An 11,780-nucleotide genomic window follows, 5' to 3' on the forward strand; every position below is an offset into this window, starting at 1 on the left:
CTCGTAGCGGCGCCATTTATGGCGCCCAAAACAGCGCGCTGAACCTCGTAGCGGCGCCATTTATGGCGCCCAAAACAGCGTACTGAACCTCGTAGGGGCGCCATTTATGGCGCCCAAAACAGCGCACTCAACCTCGTAGGGGCGCCATTTATGGCGCCCAAAACAGTGCGCTGAACCTTACAGGTGCGTCATTTCTGACGTAATCCCGCTCACTTAAGCCAATGAATGAGTTTTTAACCCGGTGCGCCTTCATGCGCACCGATTAGATCATTCAGTTTTTTAATTTCGGATCCAATGCATCACGTAGTCCATCACCAAGCAGATTGAATGCCAGCACAGTCAGGAAAATTGCCAGGCTTGGGAAGATCGCCACATGCGGCGCTATCACCATATCTGCGCGCGCCTCGTTCAGCATCGCGCCCCATTCCGGCGTTGGCGGTTGTGCGCCAAGCCCAAGAAACGACAGACTTGCCGCTGTGATGATTGAGGTGCCAATACGCATGGTGAAATAGACCACGATGGAAGAAACTGTACCCGGCAGAATGTGGCGCATAATGATGGTCCAGTCGGATGCACCGATGCTGCGGGCGGACTCAATAAAGGTTTGGTGTTTCAACACCAACGTATTACCGCGTACCAGACGGGCAAACGCCGGAATACTGAAAATGGCCACCGCCACAATCACGTTGCTCATGCCGCTGCCCATGATCGCCACCACCGCAATCGCCAGCAAGATGCCGGGGAACGCGAACAACACATCACAAATACGCATGGTAATGCGGTCCCACCAGCCTTCGTAATAACCCGCCAGCAGGCCCAACACCGTGCCAATCAATGCCCCTATCGCCACCGAGAAGAAACCGGCGATCAACGAAATGCGCGTCCCTACCAGCACGCGACTAAAAATGTCACGCCCCAGCGAATCCACGCCAAACCAATGCATCATCGACGGCCCTTCATTCAGCCGGTCGTAGTCGAAATAGTTTTCCGCATCAAAGGGTGCGATCCACGGCGCAATAAACGCCACGACTATTAACAGCAGCACAAACAGGCCCGCCACCATCGCCACGTGCTGGTGGCGGAAGCGGCGCCAAAATTCGCGCCACGGCGTACGTACCCGGGTTTCCGTCATCACCGGCATGGTCTTCAATGCCGCTGCGCGTCGCCAGTTCTTCAATTGCGACTCCTTACCTGTAACGGATGGCCGGGTTGATCGCCGCATAGAGCATATCGACAATCAAGTTGATCAAAATGAATTCCAGCGAGAACAACAATACCTCGGCCTGAATTACCGGGTAATCGCGCATCTCCACCGAATCCACTAACAAACGGCCTAAACCAGGCCAGTTGAATACCACTTCCACCACAATCGACCCGCCTAGCAGGAAGCCAAACTGCAGGCCCATCATGGTCACCACCGGAATCATCGCGTTGCGCAGACCGTGTTTTACCACCACCAGCGATTCGCGCACCCCTTTGGCACGCGCGGTGCGCATATAATCTTCCTGCATCACCTCAACAAAGGAGGCGCGGGTAAAGCGCGCCATTACGGCGGCAACCGCAGCCCCCAAAGTGATGGACGGCAGAATGTAGTGTTTCCAGCTGTCGGCACCGACTGTCGGTAACCAACCCAACTCAACGGAAAACACCTGCATCAATAGCATGCCGAGGGCAAAAGCCGGGAAGGAAATACCGGACACCGCCAGCGTCATGCCAATGCGATCTGGCCAGCGGTTGCGCCAGACGGCCGACGTAATGCCGATGGTCATGCCGAAAATCACCGCCCACACCATGCTGGTCAGTGTCAGCCATAGCGTCGGGAAGAAGCGTGCAGCAATCTCTTCCGATACCGGACGTTTCGACACCATCGACTGGCCGAAATCCCCCTGCAGCGCATTGAGGATGAAATGCCAGAATTGCTGGATTAGTGGCTGATCGAGCCCCAACTCCTGACGCACTAACGCCACCACTGAAGCATCTGCCTCCGGGCCGGCAATCAGGCGCGCGGGATCGCCCGGCAGCAAGTGCACAAACAGAAACACCAGCACCGCGACAATCAGCAGCGTGGGGATGAGCCCCAATAATCGTTTGAGAAAATAGTTGAGCATGCGAAGTCCTGCGCAGCATCGGCCAGCCCCGCAAGGCTGGCCGCGTCTGTTACTTCAGATCCGCCTCATCAAAATTGAATGAGGTGTCGGGCATGACGTAAAAGCCAGTGAGGTTTTTGTTGTTAGCTGAGAGCAATTGCTCCACCACCAGTGGGATCCACGGATGATCATTCCAGATACGATCCTGCGCGTCTTTGTACAGTTTCGCTTTCTGGTCACGGTCGGTGGTTTTCAGGGCATCCCCGAGATCTTTATCCACTTGCGGATTGCTGTAGAACGCGGTGTTAAAGATCGCAGGTGGCCAAGAGGTGGTGGCGAACAGCGGTGTCAGCGCCCAATCAGCTTCACCAGTTGACGCTGACCAGCCGGTGTAGAACATGCGCACACCGCTCTCTTTCTGCCCTTTACTCTCCACTTCTGCGGCACGTTGGCCGGCATCCATCGCGGTCACTTTGACCTTCACGCCAACCTGCGCCAACTGCTGCTGGGTGAACTGCAACACTTTCTGCGCGGTGCTGTGATTATGCGAAGACCACAAGGTGGTTTCAAAACCGTTCGGGAATCCCGCTTCCTTCAACAGCTCGCGCGCTTTGGCTGGGTCATACTTGATCGCTGGATAAGTCTGCGCAAAATCGATGGCGGGCGGCACAATGCCGGTCGCTGGCGTGGCATAACCAGCAAACGCGACTTTAACCAGCGCTTCACGGTTAATGGCGTATTCCAACGCCTCACGCACTTTCGGGTTGTCGAACGGTTTCTGCGTCACGTTAAGGCTAATGTAACGCTGCATGATCGAAGGCGTCGTCACCACATCGAGCTTGCTGTTGCCTTTTAGCAGTTTGGCCTGCTCAAACGGCACCGGGAAAGCGAAAGTGGCTTCGCCAGTCTGCAACATTGCCGCGCGGGTGTTGTTATCCACGACCGGGCGGAATGTGATGCTGTCCAGCTTCGGATAGCCCTTTTTCCAGTAGCCATCCCACTTCTTCACTTTAACGAAGTCGGTCTGATTCCAGGTCTCGAACTCATACGGCCCAGTACCCACCGGGTGGAAACCGATGTCCTTGCCATATTTCTTCAACGCGGTGGGAGAAATCATCACCGCAGCGGGGTGCGCCAGGTTGTTGATGAAAGCCGAGAACGGCTGCTTCAACGTGATTTTCACCGTGGTCGGATCCACCGCTTCGGTGCTAGCGACATATTTGAACAGGTTGTAACGCTTGAGATGATTGTCCGGATTACTGGCGCGATCGATGTTGGCCTTTACCGCTTCCGCATTGAAGTCGGTGCCATCCTGGAACTTAACGCCCGAGCGCAGTTTGATGGTGTAGGTCAAACCATCGCTGCTTGCCTGATAGCTCTCTGCCAGCACGTTTTGCAGCTTCATGTCTTTGTCGAAGCCAAATAGCCCTTGGTAGAAGGCCTTCGCTACCGATTGCGACAGCGTGTCGTTGGCATCATACGGGTCCATCGTCGTAAAGGTCGACGCCACAGCAATCACCGCGTCCTTCGCTGCCCACGCGGGCATTGCCAGCGCTGAACTCAACAACCCGGCAGTGATAACCCCTTTTCGCATAATGTGGTGCATTGTTATCGTTCTCCTGTAGTCCCTGTCATGCGCGACATCCTGAGATGACGCGGTTGCTTGCTGCTAGGCGCCACTAATGGCGTGGCGGGCGACATAATGTCCCGGCGCCACTTCCATTAACGGTGCCACTTCCGGCTCATCACCCAGCGGGCGAATCGGGCTGGGGATCTCATCCACCATTAAGGCCCGCTCACGGTGTCGATGCGCCGGATCGGCGACCGGCACCGCGGCCATCAGTTTCTTGGTATAAGGATGGCGCGGCTGCTCAAATACCGCCTGGCGCGGCCCCATCTCCACGATCTGTCCGAGGTACATCACGGCCACGCGATGGCTGATGCGTCTACGACTGCCATGTCGTGCGAAATAAACAGGAAGGCAATGCCAAACTCGCGCTGCAAGTCGAGCATCAGATTAATGATTTGCGCCTGAATCGAAACGTCCAGCGCCGAGACCGATTCATCGGCAATCACCACTTTGGGGTTGAGCGCCAGTGCACGTGCAATACAAATACGCTGCCGCTGACCGCCGGAAAACTCGTGCGGATAACGCTGGGCATGCTCAGGCAAAAGACCGACGCGATCCAGCAACCAGGCAACTCGCTTCTCTGCCTGACGTCGGTCCATGGTTTTATGCACCAGCAGCGGTTCCATAATGGAAAACCCAACCGTCAAACGTGGATCGAGCGAGGCGTAAGGATCCTGGAAGATAAACTGAATATCACGGCGCAGTGATGCCAACGCATTACCCTGCAACGCATCAATGCGTTGACCGTTAAAGGTGATGGTGCCGCCTTGACTAGCAACCAGGCGCAGCAAAGAACGGCCGGTGGTGGATTTGCCGCAGCCCGACTCGCCGACCAGCGCCAGCGTCTCTCCGGCGTAAAGATCGAAACTGACCTTTTCTACCGCGTGCACTCGCCGCTTGACGCGGTTAAACAGGCCACCGCGAATATCAAAACGCGTGACTAAATCACGTACTTGCAAAATCGGCGGTTCATTGCCTCGCACCGTATCCTGCGGCGTCGCGGGTTCTTCACGACCATTGGTGTGTAACAGGGGGAATTTGGCCGGCAGTGGCTGGCCGCTCATCGCACCCAGTTTCGGTACCGCCGCCAGCAAGGCCCGGGTGTAAGGTTGCTGAGGGGCGTCAAACAACTGCTGTACTGGCGCACGTTCGACAACATCGCCGCGATACATCACCTGTACACGGTCAGCCATTTCCGCCACCACACCCATGTCATGGGTGATAAAAATCACCCCCATCTGCATCTCTTTTTGCAGCACACGGATCAGTTGCAGAATTTGCGCCTGGATGGTGACGTCAAGCGCGGTGGTGGGTTCATCAGCAATTAACAACGCGGGTTTACATGACAGCGCCATCGCGATCATCACGCGCTGACGCATGCCACCAGAGAGCTGATGCGGGAAGCGTGACAGCACATTATGGGCTTCGGGAATACGCACCAGATCCAACATACGATGCGCTTCGGCCTGCGCCTGCTGGTGACTTTTCCCCTGGTGTAAACGAATAGACTCTGCGATCTGTTCACCCACGGTGAAAACCGGATTGAGCGAGGTCATCGGCTCCTGAAAAATCATCGCCATATCGGCGCCGCGAACTTTGCGCATTTGACTGGAAGACGCGCGCATCACATCCAGTACTTCGCCGTTACGCCGCCGCAGTTGAATCTCACCACTCACTTCACCACCCGCCTGCTGAATCAGACGCATCAATGCCAATGAGGTGACCGATTTTCCTGAACCCGACTCACCGACCAACGCCAGTGTTTCACCACGATGCAAATCAAGCGACAGATTACGCACCGCTTCGGTAATGCGGCCTTCGTGTTCAAAACGTACGTTAAGATCGCGCACCGCTAGAACCTTCTCAGGCGCAAACTGCTGATGATCCGTCATGCCTGCTCCTTAGCTGTCGCGGTAAATCGCTACCTCTACTTCGCCACCCACATAGGCGAATCCTCGGTACATCCCTTCGCTGTTAAACGGCAGCGCCACATTACCGTGGCTATCGATAGCAATCAGCCCGCCACTGCCCTCCAACTCTTGCACTTTGTCATGAATGACATTGGCTGTGGCTTGTTGCAAGGTACGTCCGCCGTATTCCATCTGTGCCGACACATCATAAGCTGCCAGGGTGCGAATAAAGACCTCGCCCGTGCCAGTACAAGATACGGCGACTGTCTCATTATTAGCGTAGCAGCCTGCACCCACTAGCGGAGAGTCACCCACGCGTCCCGCCTGCTTGTTCGTCATGCCGCCGGTTGAAGTCGCGGCGGCCAGATTACCCTGAAGATCGAGCGCCACTGCACCTACCGTACCGAATTTGCGATCCGGGTCGAGTGGGTCATCGCTGTGAGACTGCGCGGCGCCATCGTGATCGAGCAACATTTGCTGGCTACCCAGTGCACGCTGCAATTGCTCCCAGCGTTCCGGCGTTGAGAAGAAATCGGCATCAACCTGTTCCAGCCCCTGCTCTGCCGCAAAGGCTTCTGCGCCCGCGCCAATAAACAGGACGTGAGGGCTGTTTTCCAGCACCTTACGCGCCGCCAATACCGGGTTACGGATATGACTGACACCCGCGACGGCACCGACGTCAAGCGTGCGGCCATCCATGATGCTGGCATCGAGTTCATGCGTGCCCTGATGGGTAAATACTGCGCCTTTGCCTGCATTAAAGAGCGGGCACTCTTCCAGTAAACGCACTGCTTCGGTGACGGCATCAAGCGCGCTGCCACCCGCCACGAGGATTTGCTGTCCAGCGGTAACGATTGCGTTCAATTGCTGAAGATAGTGCTGTTCTTTTTCGGCGCTCATTGCCGCACGTGTAATCGCGCCTGCGCCGCCATGAATTGCGATAACTGCTTTAGCCATAACCGGTACCCTGTCCAGGAATCAGAGCCAAAAATACTGATTTAGAATGGTTTTCATCTTTTTTTGGCAATTTTCGACTATAGAAAGCCACTCACAGCTTGTAAAGCAGAAAGTGTATCAGCAGTCATAACCTTTTAATGTGGATTATGCTTTTTTTGTCGCATGTGACTCCGCGGGAAAATGCCACCATAATAGGCAGCATCTGAAATCAACCTGGCAGAGATGGACATGGAACCTTTCACCGCAGGATTAATCTCCCTCGAAGACGCACAACAAAAAATGCTGCAACAGCTCACGCCGATCGGCGATTGCCTGAGCGTAGCGCTGTTTGAAGCCGCTGGGCGCATCACTGCCAAACCGGTCAGTTCACCGCTAGATGTGCCACCGTTTGATAACTCGGCAATGGATGGTTATGCCGTACGTTTGAGCGATATCGTGCCAGACCGCGTTTTCCCGGTGGTAGGTAAAGCCTTTGCCGGCGCACCCTTCAACGGTGCATGGCCCGCTGGCAGCGTGATTCGCATTATGACCGGCGCACCGATTCCAGCCGGTTGTGATGCCGTGGTGATGCAGGAACATACCGAGCAACATGATGGCGGTATCGTCATCACGGCTGAAGTGCGCGACAGCCAAAACATACGCCGCATCGGCGAAGATATTCAAGCGGGGAAACAGGTGCTGGACGCCGGAGTTCGCCTGGGTGCCGCTGAGCTGCCGCTTCTGGCTTCACTGGGCATCGCTGAAGTCAGTGTGTTGCGTAAACTGCGCGTAGCGATTTTTTCTACCGGCGACGAGCTTCAGGCGGTGGGACAACCGCTGGCGGAAGGACAGATTTACGACACCAACCGCTTTACCGTTTCTTTGATGCTGAAAAAACTGGCGTGCGAAGTGATCGATCTTGGCGTGATTGCCGATGATCCAGAGGCATTACGACAGGCGTTCAGTGAGGCAGATCGCCAGGCCGATGTGGTAATCAGCACCGGCGGCGTCTCCGTGGGTGAAGCCGATTTTACCAAAGCCATGCTCGAAGAACTGGGTGCCATCACCTTCTGGAAGCTGGCGATCAAACCGGGTAAGCCTTTTGCCTTTGGCCGGCTAGCCAACAGTTGGTTCTGCGGCTTACCGGGCAATCCGGTTTCGGCGGCCGTGACTTTCTATCAACTGGTGCAGCCATTGCTGGCGACGCTCACCGGCCAGACCACATCGGTAATGCCATTACGCCAGCGTGCCCGCGCCATTCAGCGCCTGAAAAAGTCACCCGGCCGCCTCGATTTCCAGCGCGGAATCCTTAGCCGTGGCGAAGACGGTGTGCTAGAAGTTCGCAGCACCGGCGCGCAGGGTTCACATGTGTTCAGCTCCTTTGCTCTCGCCAACTGCTTTATTGTGCTGGAACGCGATCGCGGTGACGTCGAGCCGGGTGAATGGGTGGAAATTGAAGCCTTTAATAGCTTGCTGGAGGGCTAATGAACGTTGAGCTCAGCGATGAAGAGATGCTGCGCTACAATCGCCAGATTGTGCTGCGTGGCTTCGATTTTGACGGGCAAGAGAAACTGAAAGCCTCGCGCGTGTTAGTGGTAGGGTTGGGGGACTTGGCTGTGCCGCAGCACCCTATCTGGCCTCAGCAGGCGTAGGGCATCTAACACTACTGGATTTCGACACTGTCAGCCTAAGCAACTTGCAGCGTCAGATTTTGCACAGTGATGCCACCATCGGTCAGCCCAAGGTGCAGTCAGCACGCCAGCAGTTAGCGGCGATTAATCCTCATTGCCAGCTTGAAGCGATGAATGCTCAGTTGGATGATACGCAACTCGGCGCACTGATTGCCCGTCATGATGCGGTGCTGGATTGCACCGATAACGTTATTACGCGCGAGCAGGTAAATCGCTTGTGCTTCCAGCATCAGGTGCCACTGATTTCCGGTGCAGCTATTCGTATGGAAGGCCAGCTCAGTGTTTTTACCTGGCAAGCCGGTGAGCCTTGCTATCGCTGCATCAGCCGCTTGTTTGGCGAGCAAACGTTAAGCTGTGTCGAAGCAGGCGTGCTGGCACCGTTGGTCGGAGTGATCGGGTCGATGCAGGCGCTGGAGACCATCAAGGTGCTGACAGCTTTCGGTCAACCCGCCAACGCGCGGTTGCTGATGTATGATGCGATGAGCGCCGAGTTTCGCAGCATGAAGGTGGCGCAGGATGCGCACTGTGAAGTCTGCGGCAGAAAATAATCAATCATATATAACAACGGCGCGATTAATGAATCGCGCCGTTGTTATTAACATGCAATTAATTCGATTTTACACAATACCCTGACTACGCAGATAATCTTCGTAGTTGCCAGTAAAGTCGATAATGCGATCGCCTTTCATCTCCATCACGCGAGTCGCCAGTGAGCTAACAAACTCACGGTCATGCGAGACGAAAATCAGCGTGCCTTCATAAGCCTCGAGTGCCAGGTTAAGCGACTCAATCGATTCCATATCGAGGTGGTTAGTCGGTTCATCCATGATCAAGATGTTCGGCTTCTGCATCATCAGCTTACCAAACAGCATGCGGCCTTTCTCACCACCGGACAGCACTTTAGCGGGCTTCTTGATTTCATCATGACCAAACAGCAGACGGCCCAGAATACTGCGCACCGCTTGCTCGTCATCACCTTCCTGCTTCCACTGGCTCATCCAGTCGAACACACTCAGGTCATCGGCGAAATCTTCGGCATGATCCTGCGCGTAATAACCAATCAACGCATTCTCAGACCATTTAACCGTGCCGCTGTCAGGCGTCAGTTCGCCTACCAGCGTTTTCAGTAAAGTGGTTTTACCGATACCGTTGGCGCCCAGAATCGCGACTTTCTCTCCGACTTCAACCATCAGACTCAATTTGCTAAACAGCGGACCGTTATCAAACCCTTTGGTCATGGTTTCGACTTCAAGCGCATTTCGGAACAGCTTCTTGTCCTGATCAAAACGCATATAAGGGTTCTGACGGCTTGAGGCTTTGACTTCATCCAGTTTGATTTTATCAATCTGTTTAGCGCGCGAGGTGGCCTGGCGAGATTTAGAGGCGTTGGCGCTAAAACGGCTAACAAAGGATTGCAGGTCGGAAATTTGCGCTTTCTTCTTCGCGTTGTCAGATAATAGACGTTCACGCGCTTGGGTTGCCGCGGTCATATATTCGTCATAATTACCTGGATACACGCGTAGTTCACCGTAATCCAGATCCGCCATGTGTGTGCACACCATATTCAGGAAGTGACGGTCATGCGAAATGATGATCATGGTACTGTTACGTTCGTTTAGCACCTGCTCCAGCCAACGAATGGTATCAATATCCAGGTTGTTCGTCGGTTCATCGAGCAGCAAAATATCCGGGTTTGAGAATAATGCCTGCGCCAACAGCACACGCAATTTCCAGCCTGGAGCGATTTCGCTCATCGGACCGTAATGCTGTTCCACTGGAATACCCACGCCAAGCAATAATTCACCGGCACGGGATTCTGCGCTGTAACCATCCATTTCGCCGTATTCGACTTCCAAGTCAGCAACTTTATAACCTTCCTCTTCGCTCATTTCTGGCAAAGCATATATACGGTCGCGCTCTTCCTTCACCGCCCATAATTCAGCGTGGCCCATAATCACCGTATCCAGCACGCTAAATTGCTCAAACGCAAACTGGTCCTGGCGTAACTTACCGATACGCTCGTTAGGGTCGAGTGAAACATTACCGTTGGTCGGTACCAGGTCGCCGCCCAGTATTTTCATGAAGGTCGATTTACCGCTGCCGTTCGCACCGATTAAACCGTAACGATTACCGCCGCCAAACTTAACGGAGATATTCTCAAACAGCGGCTTACTGCCGAACTGCATAGTGATATTGCTGGAAACTAACACGGCATTGACCTTTGTTACGCGATGGAGGAAAAAACAGCGGGCATTATGCCAGAAACGGGCATCAGGACGCCACCTTTGCGCCTGTTAGCGTGGAGATGAAATGCTGAACACGTTGTTGCAAAACGAGAAATAAAAAAGCCGAAGACGATGTCGTCTCCGGCTCCCACTGACAAGGATTGTGCAGATTATTTGATCAGGAAACTGTCCAGTTTTTTACCTGAGTCCAGTGCTTTTTTAATCGCAGCTGGAGTACGGCCTTGGCCGGTCCATGACTTCTCTTCACCGTTTTCGTCGGTATAAGAATATTTAGCAGGACGCGGTGCACGTTTAGCGCGTTTTTTACCGGTTTCCAACGCACCCAGTAATTCGTTTGGATCAATACCGTCAGCCAACAGCATTTCACGGTATTTAGACAGCTTCTCTTCTTTCTCGCGGTTCTGTGCTTCTTCTGCATGAACTTCGTCACGACGCTCAGTCACAACGACAGTTAATTTTTCCAGAATTTCTTCCAGATCGCTCAATGGCAGTTCACGCGCTTGTGCACGTAATGTGCGAATGTTGTTCAGAACTTTAAATGCGTCACTCATCACAATGTCCTTGCTTAGGGGGGTAAATAAACTGTAGTGGCAAGATTACCTAATTCAAATAAAAAAATAAATTAATTTATGCGGGCGGATAATTCCGAACGGATTAACTTATTCTCTTGCCCCCGCTTTAAACCCAATGCATGGCTTTAATTAACGGCGAATTAACAACACACATTTTGTGCCACCCACTGGAACAGTAAGCGATTTGAACACTTATTCCCACGTGATAAACAAGCATTTAGCAGCAATTGCTCGTTGGGGTGGAAGTGAACACAAAGGTAAAAAAAGATTAATGGCCCAGGCGAAAATCTATTTTCATAGGTGATTATTATATTTTTACAGTTGGGATGAAAATCTCATTTTTCTGATCGTAAAGCGATAAAAAGCCGGTGCATGCACCGGCCTAAGAGAAGAAAGCAGCCACAGCAAGTTATAAAGTTTTCTTCACTGCGGGGGTTGAACGCGCCTGCGGTTCTTCATTCGATAGCCAGTCGTGCAAATAATGCTCGATCTGCTCCAACGAGCGATTATGTGTCTCAGGCACGTAGCGAATGACAAAAATGGCGCCACCTATCATGCGTCCCAGCAGCCAGATACCGATAAACGTCATTAATACGGAAATAATACCATTGGCAATGGTGGCAATTAACACCACGTTGTCGCTCATACCTACTGCTTTTAACATGGTAGGGGCGTAATACATGATGGTTTCACCCCGGTTAATTTGCA

Annotated in this window: 7 protein-coding genes and 3 pseudogenes; 2 read left to right on the forward strand and 8 right to left on the reverse strand. The window is 53.5% G+C overall.

Translation table 11 applies throughout. The features are described from left to right. Window positions 1-271: 271 nt before the first annotated feature. From gsiD to HA51_RS25055, 5 genes and pseudogenes are all read right to left on the reverse strand, one after another. Complete coding sequence (gene gsiD / locus HA51_RS25035) at window positions 272-1,177, reverse strand: glutathione ABC transporter permease GsiD (protein ID WP_084938097.1); 906 nt, start codon at window positions 1,175-1,177, stop codon at window positions 272-274. 10 nt (window positions 1,178-1,187) lie between these two features. After that, window positions 1,188-2,108: a glutathione ABC transporter permease GsiC gene (gene gsiC, locus HA51_RS25040; RefSeq protein ID WP_034820789.1), complete on the reverse strand. Its 921-nt coding sequence runs from the start codon at window positions 2,106-2,108 to the stop codon at window positions 1,188-1,190. A gap of 49 nt (window positions 2,109-2,157) precedes the next feature. Further along, on the reverse strand, window positions 2,158-3,693 hold the full coding sequence (gene gsiB / locus HA51_RS25045; protein ID WP_084938103.1) for a glutathione ABC transporter substrate-binding protein GsiB: 1,536 nt from the start codon (window positions 3,691-3,693) through the stop codon (window positions 2,158-2,160). A gap of 63 nt (window positions 3,694-3,756) precedes the next feature. After that, window positions 3,757-5,609: pseudogene (gene gsiA, locus HA51_RS25050) on the reverse strand (glutathione ABC transporter ATP-binding protein GsiA). A 9-nt stretch (window positions 5,610-5,618) separates the two neighbouring features. After that, window positions 5,619-6,584, reverse strand: a complete 966-nt coding sequence (locus tag HA51_RS25055) for an isoaspartyl peptidase/L-asparaginase family protein (RefSeq protein WP_084938105.1) — start codon at window positions 6,582-6,584, stop codon at window positions 5,619-5,621. A 228-nt stretch (window positions 6,585-6,812) separates the two neighbouring features. Here HA51_RS25055 and moeA point away from each other — a divergent pair, with 228 nt between their 5' ends. Both moeA and moeB read left to right on the forward strand, forming a co-directional pair. Further along, window positions 6,813-8,048, forward strand: coding sequence for a molybdopterin molybdotransferase MoeA (gene moeA, locus HA51_RS25060; protein WP_281253484.1), 1,236 nt, complete (start codon window positions 6,813-6,815; stop codon window positions 8,046-8,048). Next, a pseudogene (moeB, locus tag HA51_RS25065) lies at window positions 8,048-8,802 on the forward strand (molybdopterin-synthase adenylyltransferase MoeB). Before moeA ends, moeB begins: the two are co-directional and overlap by 1 nt. 69 nt (window positions 8,803-8,871) lie before the next feature. Here moeB and HA51_RS25070 read toward each other — a convergent pair. From HA51_RS25070 to HA51_RS25080, 3 genes and pseudogenes are all read right to left on the reverse strand, one after another. Further along, window positions 8,872-10,464, reverse strand: a complete 1,593-nt coding sequence (locus tag HA51_RS25070; RefSeq protein ID WP_084938110.1) for an ABC-F family ATPase — start codon at window positions 10,462-10,464, stop codon at window positions 8,872-8,874. Between the two features lie 185 nt (window positions 10,465-10,649). Then, window positions 10,650-11,051 (reverse strand): H-NS family histone-like protein, encoded by a 402-nt coding sequence (locus tag HA51_RS25075; RefSeq protein ID WP_084938112.1) that lies wholly within the window; start codon window positions 11,049-11,051, stop codon window positions 10,650-10,652. Window positions 11,052-11,481: 430 nt separating this feature from the next. Then, window positions 11,482-11,763, reverse strand: a pseudogene (locus tag HA51_RS25080) (MFS transporter); the annotation flags it as partial. Between the last annotated feature and the right edge of the window lie 17 nt (window positions 11,764-11,780).

This window comes from Pantoea rwandensis (assembly GCF_002095475.1).
Lineage (GTDB): Bacteria > Pseudomonadota > Gammaproteobacteria > Enterobacterales > Enterobacteriaceae > Pantoea > Pantoea rwandensis.

Bases quoted from the DNA above. Each gene is read 5' to 3' on its own strand.
- gsiC (WP_034820789.1), bottom strand. From the start codon at position 2,108: ATGCTCAACTATTTTCTCAAACGATTATTGGGGCTCATCCCCACGCTG.
- gsiB (WP_084938103.1), bottom strand. From the start codon at position 3,693: ATGCACCACATTATGCGAAAAGGGGTTATCACTGCCGGGTTGTTGAGT.
- HA51_RS25055 (WP_084938105.1), bottom strand. From the start codon at position 6,584: ATGGCTAAAGCAGTTATCGCAATTCATGGCGGCGCAGGCGCGATTACA.
- moeA (WP_281253484.1), top strand. From the start codon at position 6,813: ATGGAACCTTTCACCGCAGGATTAATCTCCCTCGAAGACGCACAACAA.
- HA51_RS25075 (WP_084938112.1), bottom strand. From the start codon at position 11,051: ATGAGTGACGCATTTAAAGTTCTGAACAACATTCGCACATTACGTGCA.